The organism is Methanovulcanius yangii (genome assembly GCF_018687785.1).
Classification (GTDB): Archaea; Halobacteriota; Methanomicrobia; order Methanomicrobiales; family Methanomicrobiaceae; genus Methanovulcanius; species Methanovulcanius yangii.
The window spans coordinates 1,983,571-1,997,704 of sequence record NZ_LTBL01000001.1 but is presented as its reverse complement, the minus strand read 5'-3'; the positions used below and the strand labels follow the sequence as shown (position 1 = coordinate 1,997,704).

The 14,134-nt window shown below is 58.0% G+C and carries 17 protein-coding genes; 10 read left to right on the top strand and 7 right to left on the bottom strand.

The window, feature by feature from the left end; all coding sequences use genetic code 11:
• The first annotated feature begins 9 nt into the window (after nucleotides 1-9).
• From AZH53_RS09925 to AZH53_RS09880, 10 genes are all read left to right on the top strand, one after another.
• The gene (locus tag AZH53_RS09925) at nucleotides 10-1,977 is read left to right on the top strand and encodes a tetratricopeptide repeat protein (RefSeq protein ID WP_319643361.1); all 1,968 of its coding nucleotides are present in this window, start codon (nucleotides 10-12) and stop codon (nucleotides 1,975-1,977) included.
• A 33-nt stretch (nucleotides 1,978-2,010) separates the two neighbouring features.
• Nucleotides 2,011-3,147, top strand: a complete 1,137-nt coding sequence (locus AZH53_RS09920) for a hypothetical protein (RefSeq protein ID WP_319643360.1) — start codon at nucleotides 2,011-2,013, stop codon at nucleotides 3,145-3,147.
• Between the two features lie 13 nt (nucleotides 3,148-3,160).
• A complete protein-coding gene (locus AZH53_RS09915; RefSeq protein ID WP_319643359.1) occupies nucleotides 3,161-4,162 on the top strand; it encodes a DUF1848 domain-containing protein in 1,002 nt (333 codons plus the stop codon).
• A gap of 88 nt (nucleotides 4,163-4,250) precedes the next feature.
• Entirely contained in the window at nucleotides 4,251-4,817 is a 567-nt protein-coding gene (locus AZH53_RS09910) for a hypothetical protein (RefSeq protein WP_319643358.1), read from the top strand.
• Between the two features lie 215 nt (nucleotides 4,818-5,032).
• Complete coding sequence (locus AZH53_RS09905) at nucleotides 5,033-5,461, top strand: DUF6979 family protein (protein ID WP_319643357.1); 429 nt, start codon at nucleotides 5,033-5,035, stop codon at nucleotides 5,459-5,461.
• Nucleotides 5,462-5,714: 253 nt separating this feature from the next.
• Nucleotides 5,715-5,936 carry a type II toxin-antitoxin system HicB family antitoxin gene (locus AZH53_RS09900; RefSeq protein ID WP_319643356.1) on the top strand — a complete coding sequence of 74 codons (222 nt, stop codon included), beginning with the start codon at nucleotides 5,715-5,717 and terminating at the stop codon, nucleotides 5,934-5,936.
• Entirely contained in the window at nucleotides 5,933-6,157 is a 225-nt protein-coding gene (locus AZH53_RS09895) for a type II toxin-antitoxin system HicA family toxin (RefSeq protein WP_319643355.1), read from the top strand. Before AZH53_RS09900 ends, AZH53_RS09895 begins: the two co-directional genes overlap by 4 nt.
• 311 nt (nucleotides 6,158-6,468) lie before the next feature.
• The gene (locus tag AZH53_RS09890) at nucleotides 6,469-6,789 is read left to right on the top strand and encodes a nucleotidyltransferase family protein (RefSeq protein ID WP_319643354.1); all 321 of its coding nucleotides are present in this window, start codon (nucleotides 6,469-6,471) and stop codon (nucleotides 6,787-6,789) included.
• Nucleotides 6,779-6,952, top strand: a complete 174-nt coding sequence (locus tag AZH53_RS09885) for a hypothetical protein (RefSeq protein ID WP_319643353.1) — start codon at nucleotides 6,779-6,781, stop codon at nucleotides 6,950-6,952. Before AZH53_RS09890 ends, AZH53_RS09885 begins: the two co-directional genes overlap by 11 nt.
• 112 nt (nucleotides 6,953-7,064) lie before the next feature.
• Nucleotides 7,065-7,268: a type II toxin-antitoxin system HicB family antitoxin gene (locus AZH53_RS09880; RefSeq protein ID WP_319643352.1), complete on the top strand. Its 204-nt coding sequence runs from the start codon at nucleotides 7,065-7,067 to the stop codon at nucleotides 7,266-7,268.
• A gap of 105 nt (nucleotides 7,269-7,373) precedes the next feature.
• Here the strand turns inward: AZH53_RS09880 and AZH53_RS09875 are convergent, their stop codons facing one another.
• The 7 genes from AZH53_RS09875 to AZH53_RS09845 form a co-directional block, all read right to left on the bottom strand.
• Nucleotides 7,374-8,870 carry an RNB domain-containing ribonuclease gene (locus tag AZH53_RS09875; RefSeq protein WP_319643351.1) on the bottom strand — a complete coding sequence of 499 codons (1,497 nt, stop codon included), beginning with the start codon at nucleotides 8,868-8,870 and terminating at the stop codon, nucleotides 7,374-7,376.
• Between the two features lie 156 nt (nucleotides 8,871-9,026).
• Nucleotides 9,027-9,350, bottom strand: a complete 324-nt coding sequence (locus AZH53_RS09870; RefSeq protein WP_319643350.1) for a hypothetical protein — start codon at nucleotides 9,348-9,350, stop codon at nucleotides 9,027-9,029.
• A 43-nt stretch (nucleotides 9,351-9,393) separates the two neighbouring features.
• On the bottom strand, nucleotides 9,394-9,807 hold the full coding sequence (locus AZH53_RS09865; RefSeq protein ID WP_319643349.1) for a hypothetical protein: 414 nt from the start codon (nucleotides 9,805-9,807) through the stop codon (nucleotides 9,394-9,396).
• Nucleotides 9,808-10,021: 214 nt separating this feature from the next.
• Nucleotides 10,022-10,750 (bottom strand): MBL fold metallo-hydrolase, encoded by a 729-nt coding sequence (locus AZH53_RS09860; RefSeq protein ID WP_319643348.1) that lies wholly within the window; start codon nucleotides 10,748-10,750, stop codon nucleotides 10,022-10,024.
• A gap of 28 nt (nucleotides 10,751-10,778) precedes the next feature.
• Nucleotides 10,779-12,059 (bottom strand): ATP-binding protein, encoded by a 1,281-nt coding sequence (locus AZH53_RS09855; protein WP_319643347.1) that lies wholly within the window; start codon nucleotides 12,057-12,059, stop codon nucleotides 10,779-10,781.
• Nucleotides 12,060-12,108: 49 nt separating this feature from the next.
• Nucleotides 12,109-12,990, bottom strand: coding sequence for a type II methionyl aminopeptidase (gene map, locus AZH53_RS09850; RefSeq protein ID WP_319643346.1), 882 nt, complete (start codon nucleotides 12,988-12,990; stop codon nucleotides 12,109-12,111).
• A gap of 10 nt (nucleotides 12,991-13,000) precedes the next feature.
• Entirely contained in the window at nucleotides 13,001-14,134 is a 1,134-nt protein-coding gene (locus AZH53_RS09845) for a Xaa-Pro peptidase family protein (RefSeq protein ID WP_319643345.1), read from the bottom strand.

Here is a 14,134-nt window from a genome sequence, read left to right as displayed (position 1 = left end):
GGATGTACAGTGAATACCGGCCCTTTCAACACTGCAAAATATTGGAACCTCGCAGGCAGGGACCTACTGGGGAAAAAGGAATACCCTGGGGCAATCGAGGCATTCAACAAGGCAATTGCAATCAACCCTGCCCACAAATTTGTCTGGAATAACCTCGGCACGGCCTTCGGAAAATGTGGCCGATACGAAGACGCAATATCCGCATACCAGACATCAATAGAATATTACCCTGATTATGTAACAAGCTGGTGCAATCTTGGAAAGGCCCATCTCCAGTGCAATAATTACCACGAGGCAATCGTGTGTTTCGACCAGGTCCTGGAAAGTGGTAACAGGTCCCTACTCAAAGCTGCAATGGCGCTTAGGGAAGAGGCCGAACAAAAAATACATCTACAGGGGCCTGTCCCTCCCATCAATTCACCACCAGGGCTCTCATATCCCCAAGCGCTCGACCAGATCAGCGAGTGTCTCTCGCAGATCGACGCCATGAGCGATGAGAACTGGATCATCCAAAATATCCCGAACGGCCCGCAATTGATCCGCGGGATCGCAGGATCGGGCAAAACCCTGACCCTTTGCCAGAAGGCGGCCTACATCCATGCCCAGCACCCGGACTGTAAAATTGCGGTTGTGTTCTTCTCCCAGTCACTGTACCGATACATCACCCGCCTGGTCCAGAAATATTGCCGGCTCAACGGCGTCCGGTGGAGCCCTGAAGACCAGGGAACCCTTGAGGTTCTCCATTCCTGGGGGGGACAGCGGAAAAAAGGGTTCTACTCGGAACTCTGCAATGCCCACGGCCTAACACCAAAAAAGGTGAATGATCTATCACCGGCGTCGCCGCCAGAAATGTTTGCAATGGCATGCCGGGACATGCTGAAGACGGTGACCATCCAACCGTCCTATGATGTCATTCTTCTGGATGAGGCACAGGACTTCGTGGTCGATGACCCGTCACTCCTTTATGAAAACCGACAGCCGGTCTTCTGGCTCTGCTATATGGCACTCCGGCCCTTTGACCCGGTAAGGCTTGAACTCCGTAGGCTCATTTGGGCCTTTGATGAATATCAGACCATCAACAGCCTGAAGGTTCCCACGGCGGCCGAGATATTTGGCAACAGCGAAAAATTCAGAAATATCATGAAGGGGAAGGGCCGCAGCTACATCATGGACCAGTGCTACCGCACCCCAAAAGAGATCCTGATGGCTGCCCATGCCCTCGGAATGGGCCTCTACTTCCGGGAAGGTATGCTCTCTGGGCCGACCACAAAAGATACATGGGAAGGCCTTGGATATGAGGTGACTGGTGCTTTTAAGTTCGGCAATACCATTGAACTCAGCCGAAACCGCCATACATCTCCGAACCCCATATCCTGGACCTGGAATGGCCCCCTCATGAATGTGCGGCTCTTTTCAAACAGAGAAGAGGAATATGCACGTCTTGCACAGTCCATACGGGAAAATATTGACCATAACGGCCTCTCCCCCGACGATATTCTGGTGGTCAGTCTTGTAAAAAACAACCAGTCCCTGATAGATTTGAGCAGTAAGTTGTGGGAATACGGCATCACAAATTATATCAGTGCTACAGCAGGTCTTGGAAAAAACAACATCTCAACTCAGTATTCTGACACATTCTCTCTTCCCAATGCCGTCACGGTAAGCGGCATTAATCGTGCAAAGGGAAACGAGGGGAACATGGTGTATATCGTTGGTCTGGATGCTGTCGGAGAGAAGGAAGGAAACATTCACGAAAGAAACCGTCTCTTCATCGCCATGACCCGTTCACGGGCATGGATACACCTGAGCGGTATCGGAGATTATGGCCTGTACCATGAGTTACGAGCGGTCATGGAAGATCTGGATGCGACGGGGAAACTGAAATTTGTCTACAAAAAACCACCCCAATGGTGCCTGGACAATCTCTACGACCCGGAGAGCACAGTTTCGTACCAGAGCACGTTAACAGCCTTTTGACGCGAGCATCGTGAAATAGGAGCTAATAGATAAATGGAGATTGCGGAGAATACAGAGACCCTTCAGGGGTGGATGAATGACGGGGCCTCATATCTTAGACTCGACAACTACGAGAAGGCGCTCAACGCATTCGATTCTGCCATTGAGATAGACCAGTTCTATCCCCTCGCCTATATCGAGAAAGAGAAATGCCTCAGGAAAATGGGTCGATTCAGTGAGGCCGATGAAGTCTGCGCCATTATTGCTGACCTCCAGAGTGAGACAGTTCTTGGATCTGATTTCCCTCCCCACGACCCTTACCACCACATAACACATCTCCTCTGTGAGAACGGCAATTTTTCGGACGTGAGCGAACTCATGGAGGCATACACCGCTCCCCTCAAAGACCTCATCTCGGGGTTCAATCAGAGTAGTCTCCAGATTAGCGGCCAATACAACGATGCACACCTACAACATGCATATTTGCTGTACTACTACCCCTATTACATCGAGACCATCTACCGTGAGATGCTCCTAATTTCCCCCAATTATCTCTCAAATTCATCTTCACATCACCTAGGCATCTGTTTTTATTGCTGTGGCCCAGCCCCTGAGTACATGGGGACGTTGAAATTCATATCAGAAAAACAGAAAAATTATCGTCACATCTCGGTATCCTTCTTCGAAAAGAGCCAATGGGACGAGACACGGGATGAATGTATCCGGTCTATAAGCCCGCACTACTATGGGAATGAAAGTCTCAATATTACCACCAATTCAAGACACCTGAATATTCTCACTCTCAGAAATGCAGGAATCATCGCAAAATATCCAGAGATCCGGACCTCAAACCTTCATATCTTTCAGAACTGCATGCGTGACCTCATCCAGTTCTCGGAGAAGACAGAGGATGTACTGGAGCTCTTAAAAAGCATATTTATGGCACTTCGCCCGGGCGGAATCCTCATTATCGTCGAGATGTATTACCCTCAAACAAAATTATTTCTCAACAAGTTCGAAGAATTTATCAGAGAATCAGGCACCGGTACAATTCTTCAACAGATATCCGAGAAGAAGACGTACCAGCCAAATTTTAAAAAACCAGATGAAATTCGTTTGTTCTTCACTGGAAAAATCAACAGGGACCGCCGGTATACCAACTATTTTTCGTTCATCGCAATGAGGACATAAGGACGGGTGACCAATGGTTTCATGGGAAAAAGTAAAAATCCAGACAGATGCTGGTGAGATCGTCGACGCCCTGGCCCCGGTGATCATCTCTGCAAGCAGGTCCACTGACATCCCTGCCTGCTACGCGGAATGGTTCGTCGAGCGGATGAAGAGTGGATACCTCGTATGGGTGAACCCCTTCAACCGACGTCCATCGTATATCTCATTTGATAAATGCCGTGCCATCGTCTTTTGGACGAAGAATGCCGGACCGCTCATACCATACCTGGGAGAGATCGATGAACGGGCGATCCACTACTATGTCCAATATACGATAAACGATTACGAAAACGAAGGTCTAGAACCGAACCTTCCTACATTAGATGAGAGGACCAATAATTTTGTGGCGTTGTCCAAAAAAATCGGAAAGGAACGGGTCATCTGGAGGTTTGACCCCATAATCCTTTCAGATAAACTCTCAATCGATGATATCCTGACCCGAATTGAGTGGATCGGGAACAGGGTCCATCCCTACACACAAAAACTCGTCTTTAGTTTCATCGACATTGCCGGGTATAAAAAAGTCCAAAAAAACCTTGGGATGACGAGCGTGCGTGAACCCTCAACCAGTGAAATGGAACTCTTCGCAGAGAAGATCGCCGAGATGAATTCGAAATGGGGCCTCGAATGTGCGACCTGCGGCGAAGAGGTCGACCTCGAACGGTTCGGGATCCGTCATAATAGTTGTATCGACGGAGACTTGTTACACCGGCTCTTTCCCAATGACGCACGCCTGGTCGGATTTCTGGGCAAGCATAACAAAAAGGACAAGGGTCAGCGTAAGGCCTGCAACTGCATATGGAGCAAGGATATTGGCCAATACAGTACCTGCACCAATATGTGCCTCTACTGTTACGCGAACAGGTCTCCTAAGGAAGCGCAGGACAATTACCAGCACCACCTGCAAAACCCGTTTTCAGAAACAATCACCGGCAAAAATATTTTTCAAGAAACAAATTCGGACAAATCCGAGTAATTCACAACCCATTTTTCCCTCACACCCAGCGGACATCCACACCCTTATTTTATTCAACACAATATTCTCATCATCAAAGGTGATCCCCATGCCAACCCCACGTCTCCCTCCGGACCATAAAATCCCAAATCTAGATGGTCACACCCTCGGCGACTTCTGGTCGTGGGCCTACTCCGAGGTCCTCACGAACACCACCCGCTCCATCTTTGCTGAATACCTCGTGGGGGCCGCCCTCGGGGTCGTGGACACCCCGCGGGTCGAGTGGGACCGGCAGGACTTCGAATACCGGGGAAGGGGTATCGAGGTGAAGTCCTCCGCGTATCTGCAGAGCTGGCACCAGAAACAGAACTCGAATATCAAATTTGATATTGCCTTGAAGAATCGCTGGGACCCTGCCACCAATTCGTTTAACCCCGACTACCCCTGCCGCTGCGCCGACTGCTACGTCTTCTGCCTCTTCGCCGCAACGGACGCGGAGGCGGCCGACGTCCTCGACATCTCCCAATGGGAGTTCTACGTCCTTTCGACCCCGACCATCGAGGAGCGGTTCGGCGAGCAGAAATCCGTCGCCCTCTCCCGCATCAAGGATATCTGCAAGCCGGTGCACCACACCAAGCTGAAACAGAGCATCGACGCGGCTCTTGGAATTGAATAACCAAATACAACCCTCAACTCGCGATGCTCAATCGGCTCAACAGATCACCCCCCTAACACACTGCCTCGATACCAGCGTTCCTCCTTGCATTCACAACAAGATTCAGCTGATGTTCACAATCCGGAAACAATTTGTTTCCAATCCGGAAACCCCTTTTTTCCCTATCCGGAACCACCCCCCAAACCTTTATCCCTCCCCCCGCCCACTCCCACCGCATGGGAGTCTATGGAGAGTCGGCCGTCAGGGCCGTGGAGCTCATCCGAACCGGCGAGTGTCCCGACCCTCCGGCTGCCTGGGACCGGGCGGCGGGGGAGACCTGCTGCTCGAAGAGTACAGCGGCAAAGACCGGGCCCCGGTGTGCGTTTCTGGGGCTCTGCGAGGAGGGCCTCGTGGAGGGCGTGCCTGCGGGGAACTACTGCATGTCCATTTTGAACAAGCAGTACGCCCTCGACGGGCTGATGTACCTGCGTGAGGCGGAGGAGAAGCGGCGGACGAGGGAGAAGGGGCGGGCGCCGGCGTCCTCGCCGGGCCACCGGTACGTCCCGACACCGATGGTCCTCTGGCGCCACGTGAACGCGGGCGTCGCCCACAGCGGCCAGATGGACGTCGTCGTCACCCTCTGGAAGGAAGGGTACATCGAGTAGAGAAAAAGCGGGATGACCATCGCAGACCACCCCCCGTCGTACCGCTTCGAACAACGAGGGGCCGGTTCATCATACCTGTGGTCGTTCCCCATCATCCACCTCTTTTCCTGCTGGACGGATGACCGCATCGGTCGCACTGGTGACTCACCAATACACCCGTTCATCACCCCGATGCATCATTTTCCTTTCAGCATACAATGAAATAGCATTACTCGATAAGAGATGAGTAATCAAACGGGGACCAAAAACGATCATGATCCGGTTTAAAATATTCCTTGAAAAAGACGAGGACGGATGGTTTACGGCAACCGTCCCCTCCCTTCCTGGATGTATCTCACAAGGGAGGACGGAAGAAGAAGCAAAGAAGAACATTGCCGAGGCGATCGAACTTCATCTCAAATCCCTTGCCGAAGAAGGGATCCCGTTACGGCCTGAAAATGGCATGACGGAGACCTTCGTGGCCGTGGATGTATGAGCCCGAAGCTTCCAGTCGTATCCGGAAATCAGCTGATAAAGACGCTGGCAAAAGACGGATACTACGTGCACGACCAGAAGGGAAGTCATATCCATCTTCGCCACCCGACAAAACGACCGTTAACGGTCCCCAATCACCACGAGATCTCACGTGGAACCCTGAAAGCAATACTCCGGGAAGCCGAACTGACCCCGGATGAATATGTGGAACTGCTGAAATAGCCAGGTCAACGCCAACCGGTGCCCCAATTCCTGTGCGAAAGACTCTCCTGATGAAATCCTACCGATGGAATCGGGACACTTCCTTTCGCATATATGACGGCAAATATTCCTCACCCGCCGACGGAGGACATGACTGTCCATTACTATTGGACACTTTTATCCAATACTAATGAAAGGATTTGTCCATTACTATTGGATAATCTCACCCCACGAAGGCCGACGATAATCGAACAACGAGGCAATATCCCGCATCCCCCACGGCACCGAGGGACATTTTTTATGCCGCCATCTCACAGATTGTATCGATAGCAGTGAGCACCATCATCCGTTCTGGCCGGGGAGGAGAGGCCCTCAGGCGCCTGGAGGATCATCTTAGCGTGATCAGGGAATCCTTCGGAGTCAAACGGATCGGCATCTTCGGCTCCGTCGCCCGCGGCGAGGAGACCCCTGCAAGCGATATCGATATCCTCGTCGAGTTTGACCGGGGACAGTCTACCTTCCGGAACTTCATGGACCTCACCCTCTACCTCGAAGACCTCTTCGGACGCAAGATGGACGTGGTCACCACCGGCGGCATCGACCCGTACGTTCGCCCGTACACCCTCAGAGAGGTGATCTGGTGTGAAGCGTGAAGGAGAAGAAGCAAAGAGGAATATCGCAGAAGCCATCAGCCTCCATCTCGAACCCTTAGATGCCAAGGAGTCTTCGGAAGACCGATCACGGACGAAGGGCCGCTTCCTGGAAGAGATGACCGCCATCGAGGCGGAGCGCGACTTCGTGGAATTTATCCCTTGATCTTTCGCTACTCTTTGTTTCCATGAGAACGGATGAGACGGCAATATCCCGACTCATCACTTTGATGTGTTCACCGCAACGAATCTAACCAATCAAACAGGAAAATAAGAGCATGAAACTACGTGTCGTTCTCGAACCCAGTGATGAGGGAGGATTTACCGTGTCTGTGCCGGGACTTCCCGGTTGCATCAGTGAAGGGGAGAGCCGGGATGCGGCACTCCACAATATCAGGGAGGCAATCACCCTCTACCTCGAACCAATCGAAGACGATGCAATGTACGGTGAACATGCCGAGCAGGTCGAAATTATCGTCTGAATTCCATCCTGCCCTGACCGATGACAATGAAAGAGTGAGAGTGAGCTCCTAGAGAAAAGAAATGCATCCCGCAGCGCAGTTCTGCGCCCGAATACTTCGGGATGCCTACCTTTCCCCCTCCTCCTTCACCCGCTCCACAAACGCAAAATCGATCCACGCCTTCTCGGGGTCCGTCGCGATGAGCCTAACTTTCACCCTCTGGCCGACGTGCAGCCCCTCGCCGCCCTCCATCACCCGTCCTTCGGCGGGCATCCCGGTGAGCCGCACGTACGTCCCCTTCTCCGAGGCGCCGGTCACGAGCCCCGTAAACTCCTCGCCGATTCTATCCTGCAGGAGCACCGCGGCCGCCGCCTTGTGGACGAAGCGCTCCACCTTCTTTGCCGTAAGATCCCGGTCGGTGAGCCACTCGGCGTGCTCGTCGAGCTCCCAGAGGGCATAGGGGACCTCCTCCCCCGCAAGCACCGCCTTGATGATCCTCTGGATGATCAAATCCACGTACCGCCGGTTCGGGGCGGTGGAGTGGGTGTAGTCGGTCACGGCAAGCGCAAAATGCCCCACCGGCGCCCGCCCGGGCCGAAGCGTCACGTACTCCCCGTACCCCATCATCTTCACCACCGCGAGCGACAAATCCGGGAAGCGCTCCGGGTCCGCCTCCCGCCGCCGCAACAGAAAGATCGCAAGGGCCTTTGCGTCCGGACGGGGCGGGAGATACTCCCCGTACTCCGCCGCCTTCGCGACGATCTCGTCCCAGTACTTCGGCACCCGGACGATGCGCTGGATCATCGGGACCTGCGCCTTCGTCAGGTAGTCGACCATCGTCTCGTTCGCCGCGACCATGAACTCCTCAATCAGGCAGTGGGCGGCGGTCTGCTCCTGCACCACGAGGTCGCGCACGATGCCCGCGTCCACCACCGGGCGGGCCTCCAGCGTCTGCAGCGCAAGCGCCCCCTGCCGTGCCCGCCGCTCCTTGAGCCGCTGCGTCGCCTCATACGAGAGGCGCAGCTGCGCCTCGAGCCCGTCGACCGCCGCCACCGACTCGGGCACCCCCGTCTCCCCCTCGAGCCAGGCGCCGATCACCTCGTAGACGAGCTTCGCCTTGTTGCGCACGAGCGCCCGGTACACCCCGCCCGGTTGTGTGCTCCCGTCGGGGAGCACCGTGTAGTCGAGCACAATCGCGAGCCGGTCGCCGCCGGGGAGAAGCGACGAGATGTCCTTCGAGAGGTGGTCGGGGAGCATCGGAAAGGTGAGGATGCCGGTGTAGACCGAGGTGCCGTTGTGGGCGGCGTAGCGGTCGGCGGCGGAGCCCTTCGGGACATAATAATCCACGTCCGCGATCGCGACGCGGATGCGGATCGCCCCGTCCTCCTTCCCCGCCTCGCAGACCTCGATCTGATCGAGGTCCTCCGAGTCAAAATTGTCGATGGAGGACCAGAGAAGCCCCCGCAGGTCGACGATGCCGGTCTTTCCGCCGTGGGGAAGGCCCCCGCCGGCAAGCGCCTCCACCTCACGGATGACGGAGCGGGGAAAGTGCGGGGCGAAGCCGTAGGTACGCATCGCCTCGTAGGCGATCGATTCCATGTTGACGGGGTGACGGGATGGCATGGGTTCTCTGATGAGAATCGGCAGGGGGCCACTAATAGGTTGCGGGAAAAAAGAGCGGCAGGGAACCCGCCCGCCAAAAGAGCCCACGCCGGCAGGGACGAAAAATGGATAAAAAAAAACGATGGTGATGGGGCCGCGGACGACCGCCAGACCCCTTCACTCGATCAGGCGGTCGTTTCGCTTCTTATACGTGTACCACTTGCCCGGCTTTCGCCCCTTCGGGGTGATCGTCGGTTCGTCCTTGATCGGCCCCGGCTGGTTCGTATGCCACCCCAGCTCGTCCCCGTGGATGTGGCTGTGGGGGTCGTGGTCCTCGGGAAACGGCGGTTTGGGCCACGCCGTGTGCGGGATACGGGGGTAACGCCGGTGGAAGGGGTGGTGTTTGTCGGTCTCCAGGTGGCGCTTCTCCGCCGGGCTCATGTTGGGCCTCCCCTGGGAGAGGTTCGGGTATTTGATCAGTTGCAGTCGTCGGCCTTTCATAATGGTCACTACTCCTCCTCACTCCTCATAATACCTTTCCTCGTCAGTACTCGTCCTGCGGCTTGGTGACGACCGCCTCCTCCACCTCGGGTTCGAGGAGCCAGAGCGCCTTTCGCACCGTCTCGCGGACCAGCGGGTCGTCGTGGTCCCGCATCGCGTCGAGGCAGGCGATCGCCCCCCCCGAAAGGACCGCCTCGTCCTCCCCCGCCGCTGCCGTCGCCATCAGGACCTGCACCGCCGATGCGACGATGTGCGGGTTCTCCTCCCCCAGAAGGTCCATGACGATCGCGACCCCGTTCTGGCGGACCAGTTCGTTCGGCCGCCAGTCCTCATCCTCCGTTACGACGGCGAGCGCCTCGATGGCGGCCTCCCGCACCTCCTCCTCGGGATTCATGGTCCGCCGGAGAAGGTCGGCCATCAGTTCCCGCTTGATTGTCAGTTCTCCAACCATCTTCATACCTCCACCCCCCCTCGGGGATACGGCGCCCCGGTTCCGGACCGGGCCGCAGAAGAGCACCTGCTCCCGACTGTTAGGTGACCATCATCGATTATCAATCTTTGTCCCAAATCGGGGGGGGTGTGAAAAAAATACCGTTCCCGGACGGGCCGGCAGGCACGGCCCCGTACCACAGGCAGCCCCGCCGCCCGCGGACAGAGAAAAAGCCTCCCTCTCACTCGCCGAGGACGAAGGTCTCGCCGTCGAGGCCGATGTGGGCCCAGTCCCAGCCGATGCGGTGCGACATGTGCACCACCCGGAAGTCCTTTGCCGCAAGCTCCCCTGCCATCGCGACGGCCTCGTCATAGTTCATGTGCTTGTGGTGGGAGACGTCCGGCGGGAAGAGACCGTCCAGAAAGAGGAGGTCGCACCCCGAGAGGAGCTCCTTCGTCCTCTCGGGGAGGTATTTGTTCGTATCCGCGGTGTAGCCGACCTTCACCCCGTCCGCCTCCCAGACGACCCCGCAGGTGTAGTCGTCCGGGTGCGTCACCACCCCGAGCGTAAACGTGATCCCCGCAAGCTCGAACGGCTCGTAGGGCGACTGCGGGTGGGCGTCGAGGCGGATGTAGTCATAGACCCCGCCGAGGTAGTCCAACACCGGCGGGGCGCCGTAGACGGGCGGAAACTTCTGGACGCGGTAGAAGTCGTTGAATCCTGAAAAATGGTCGTAGTGGCCGTGGGTCCAGATGACGGCGTCGATGTGCGGGGCCCCCGCCGCGATGAGCTGGGCCCTAAGATCCGGGGAGGTGTCGATGAGAATGTTCTCCTCCCCGCGGGTGATGAGAATCGAGGTGCGCAGGCGCTCCATGCCAACCTGTGCCGCTCGGGTGCAGACCGGGCAGGTGCACCCCACCTTCGGCGTTCCCGCCGTATCCCCGGTCCCCAACAGCCGCACCCGCATCATGGCCCCCCCACCGCCGCCCGCGGACGGCTCAAACGTTCTCCCGGATGAAGTGGCGGCCCTTGATGATCCGCATCCCGGTCTCGATGTCGTCGCTGTCGATGTGGTACTCGCCCTTCATGAGGGCGGAGATGATCGCCTCTTTCACCATCATCCGCAGGTCCGCCCCGGAAAAGCCCTCCGTCTGGGCCGCGATCGCATCAAAGTCGCAGTCGCACTCGATGAGGGAGGTGACCGCCTTTAAAATGTCGCGGCGCATCCCATGGTCGGGGAGCGGGAACTCCACCACGTCGTCGAACCGCCGCCATGCCGCCTCGTCGAGAAGCGCCGGGTGGTTCGTCGCACCGATGAGGAGCACGCCGTTTCGAACAAAGCTGACCATGTCGATGTTTTTGAGGAGCATGTTCACCGCCCGCTTCATCGCGGAGTTGTCCTCGGTCAGCCGTGATTTCGCGACGAAGTCGAACTCGTCGATGAAGAGGATGCAGGGCGCAAGACGCCGGGCAAGCTCGAAGATGCGGTCGATGTTCTTCGAGGTCTCGCCCAGGTACTGCGAGGTGATCATCGCAAGGCGGACCTCGAGAAGCGGCATGTGGAGCTTTCTGGACATCGCAAGCGCAAGGGAGGTCTTGCCGGTACCCGGCGGCCCGACGAAGAGGAGCTTGCCGAACTCGTAGACCTTCCGGTCCTTTAAAAAGTCCCGGTTCTTGAGCGCCACGTCGATCTTTCGTATCGTGTCCACCTGCGACTCGGTGCAGACGAGGTCGCCCAAAGAGAACTCGATCTCCTCGGGGGCATAGATGATGAGGAGGTCGCGGGCGTTTCTCATCTCCTCGTTCTCCTCAATGACGGGGGCGATGCGTGCCTCCATGTACGCAAGCGTGTCCTCGTACCGGGGGTTTGCCTCCCGTGCCGCCGCGTAGGAGAGGGTGTCTTTGCCCAGCACCTTCTCGGAGTAGTAGGCAAGAACGGGGTTTTTGGCTGCGCGCTCCTCCCCGCCCTTCTTCAGGAACCACGCAAAGGCCGCATCGACGGCCGTAATCGAGAGACGCTGCCCGAAATCATCGTATTCGACGAAGGGATTCTTCCGGAGGTGCGAGTAGGCATGCTCGATGCCCGCCACCCGGGCAAGGAGACCCTCGCTGATCGCAACCGGCCGTTTAAATTCCCCCTCCGACCCGGAGGCCCCTGCAATCGGGCGGAATGCCGGGGTCAGATCATTTATATCGAGATCCGGGTGCTCGTTGACCACCGTGGCGGTCAACAGGAGCTCCATGAGATCAAGAACCATTCCTTCGGTATCGCCTGACATGCGTAACATATACTGTCGCACTCAGGCACGAATAAGGTATTCGTGCCGGTTAAACGCTGCGGGTTGTCACGATACAGCCGTCATCTGTTACGATCACGGTGTGTTCCGCCTGCGAGACGAGCGAGCCGTCGACGTCCCGCAGGACGGGGTAGTCGCGGACAACCCCGTTCTTCTTCAGGGTCGCAAGGGCGAGATCCACCTTGTCACCGGTGATCCAGCGCCGGGAGAAGGGGAGGCTCCGGCGGTCGCGGATCTGGTTGAGGACGCGCTTGGCGGACGCAAGGCGCACGCCTTTCGCCGCTATCTGGCTGTAGATCACCGCCCGTGCCCGGTCGTGGACGAACCCGGTGCCGGTCGAGGCGAAGGGCTCAATCGCAAAGGCCATCCCCTCCTCGATGAGCGCTCCCCCGGCAATGCCGATGTTCGGGATGGTCGGGACGCCGTGGAGGTGGTACTGCGACAGCCCGTGGCCGGTAAGGTTTGCGACCGGCCGAAAGCCCCTCGACTCGATCTCGTGCTGGATGGCGGCCCCGAGGTCGCCCGCGGTGACGCCGGGCCGAACGAGGGCGATCGCCGCCTCGAGGGCCGCACGGGACGCCTCCACAAGGAGGGCGTTGTCGCCGAGGTCGACCGTCGTCGCCGTATCGGCGACATAGCCGTCGACGTGCACCCCGAGGTCCACCTTGACGACGTCGCCCTCGGCGAAGAGCAGGTCGTCCTCCGGCCCTGCGGTGTCATGGGCCGCGTCTTCATTGAGCGAGATGTTGAGCGGGAATGCAATCTCCGCTCCCGCATCAAGGATGCCCTGTTCGATCGTCTCCACAAGCTCGAGGCGGGATGCACCCACCACCACCATCGCTGCCGCGTCGTCGCGGAGGCGTGCGGCAATCCTGCCCGCCTCCATGTATTTCTCCAGTATGTCGTCGTTCATGGTATCACATTCACAGTATCAGTATTCGTTCGTAGTCGGTGAAGACCTCAAAGCCGTCTTTTGTCACAACACCCATATCCTCGAGCCGCACCCCGCCGATACCCGTGTAGTAGAGGCCCGGTTCGACCGTGACCACGTGGCCGGGGAGGAGCTCCGTATCCCCGCGGGGGGAGAGGTAGGGGTCTTCGTGTATCGCAAGGCCGACGCCGTGGCCGAGGCTGTGGATGAACCCCTCGGTCCCGGTCGCAAAGCCCCGCTCCGTGAAGAGGTCGACGACCGCCCCGTGCACCGCGGCGCCGGTGATGCCGGGGCGAATCATCCCCTCGGCGAGGGTCTGGCCGTCGCGGACCGCCTCGTAGAGACTGACGACCTCCTCGGTCGGTTCGCCCCGCACGAAGGTCCGGCTCATGTCCGCATAGTACCCCGTCGCCTCGTTTCGCGGGAAGACGTCGATGACGATGGGCTCGTGTTCACGGAGCGTCCCCGACCCGGTATTGTGCGGCTGGGCCGTCTCGGGCCCGCAGGAGATAATCGTATCATGCGCCGCATACCCCTGCCGAAGGAGCCGGCAGTGCATCTCCCGGCGCAGGGCCTCGGAGGTGAGGGGATCGCCGTCCCACATGAGTTCACCGCCGGGGGCGATGGCGGCATCCCTGATGATGCCCGCCGCAAATCCCATCACCTCGTTTGTGACCGCCTGCGCCGCCCGGATGGCGTCCAGCTCCCGCGGGGTCTTGACCGCCCGCATCGTATCGAGGATGCCGGACTCCGGCGTCACCGCCGCAAAGGCTTCGTACGCACGGGCGATGGCGAGCGGAAACGTCCCCGGGACGAGGATGCCCCCGCCCGCAAGCTCGTACACCATCCGGGCCGCGGCCCGCCGTGCGTCCTGCTCCTCCTCGAGGAACTCGAAGTAGCGGGCCTCGCCGCGGGTGATAATCTGGCAGTTCGCCTCACCCTTCGCCCGGCCCGCCTCCATCTGTGGGACGACGAGCGTCCCTGCCTCCCCCCGCTTTTTGATATAGAACATGGGGTCGCCGGTGACAAACCCCGTCAGGTACCTGAAATTCGGATCAGCGGAGTTGGCGTACATGACGAAGGCGGCCGCTCCTGCCGCCTCCATCGCCTCGTCAAGGGAAGGCAT

What these genes read in the sequence shown, in the direction of transcription:
- AZH53_RS09920 (WP_319643360.1), top strand. Translation starts at nt 2,011, where the DNA reads ATGGAGATTGCGGAGAATACAGAGACCCTTCAGGGGTGGATGAATGAC.
- AZH53_RS09915 (WP_319643359.1), top strand. Translation starts at nt 3,161, where the DNA reads ATGGTTTCATGGGAAAAAGTAAAAATCCAGACAGATGCTGGTGAGATC.
- AZH53_RS09910 (WP_319643358.1), top strand. Translation starts at nt 4,251, where the DNA reads ATGCCAACCCCACGTCTCCCTCCGGACCATAAAATCCCAAATCTAGAT.
- AZH53_RS09905 (WP_319643357.1), top strand. Translation starts at nt 5,033, where the DNA reads ATGGGAGTCTATGGAGAGTCGGCCGTCAGGGCCGTGGAGCTCATCCGA.
- AZH53_RS09900 (WP_319643356.1), top strand. Translation starts at nt 5,715, where the DNA reads ATGATCCGGTTTAAAATATTCCTTGAAAAAGACGAGGACGGATGGTTT.
- AZH53_RS09895 (WP_319643355.1), top strand. Translation starts at nt 5,933, where the DNA reads ATGAGCCCGAAGCTTCCAGTCGTATCCGGAAATCAGCTGATAAAGACG.
- AZH53_RS09880 (WP_319643352.1), top strand. Translation starts at nt 7,065, where the DNA reads ATGAAACTACGTGTCGTTCTCGAACCCAGTGATGAGGGAGGATTTACC.
- AZH53_RS09875 (WP_319643351.1), bottom strand. Translation starts at nt 8,870, where the DNA reads ATGCCATCCCGTCACCCCGTCAACATGGAATCGATCGCCTACGAGGCG.
- AZH53_RS09870 (WP_319643350.1), bottom strand. Translation starts at nt 9,350, where the DNA reads ATGAAAGGCCGACGACTGCAACTGATCAAATACCCGAACCTCTCCCAG.
- AZH53_RS09865 (WP_319643349.1), bottom strand. Translation starts at nt 9,807, where the DNA reads ATGAAGATGGTTGGAGAACTGACAATCAAGCGGGAACTGATGGCCGAC.
- AZH53_RS09860 (WP_319643348.1), bottom strand. Translation starts at nt 10,750, where the DNA reads ATGATGCGGGTGCGGCTGTTGGGGACCGGGGATACGGCGGGAACGCCG.
- AZH53_RS09855 (WP_319643347.1), bottom strand. Translation starts at nt 12,059, where the DNA reads ATGTCAGGCGATACCGAAGGAATGGTTCTTGATCTCATGGAGCTCCTG.
- map (WP_319643346.1), bottom strand. Translation starts at nt 12,990, where the DNA reads ATGAACGACGACATACTGGAGAAATACATGGAGGCGGGCAGGATTGCC.
- AZH53_RS09845 (WP_319643345.1), bottom strand. Translation starts at nt 14,134, where the DNA reads ATGCCTTCCCTTGACGAGGCGATGGAGGCGGCAGGAGCGGCCGCCTTC.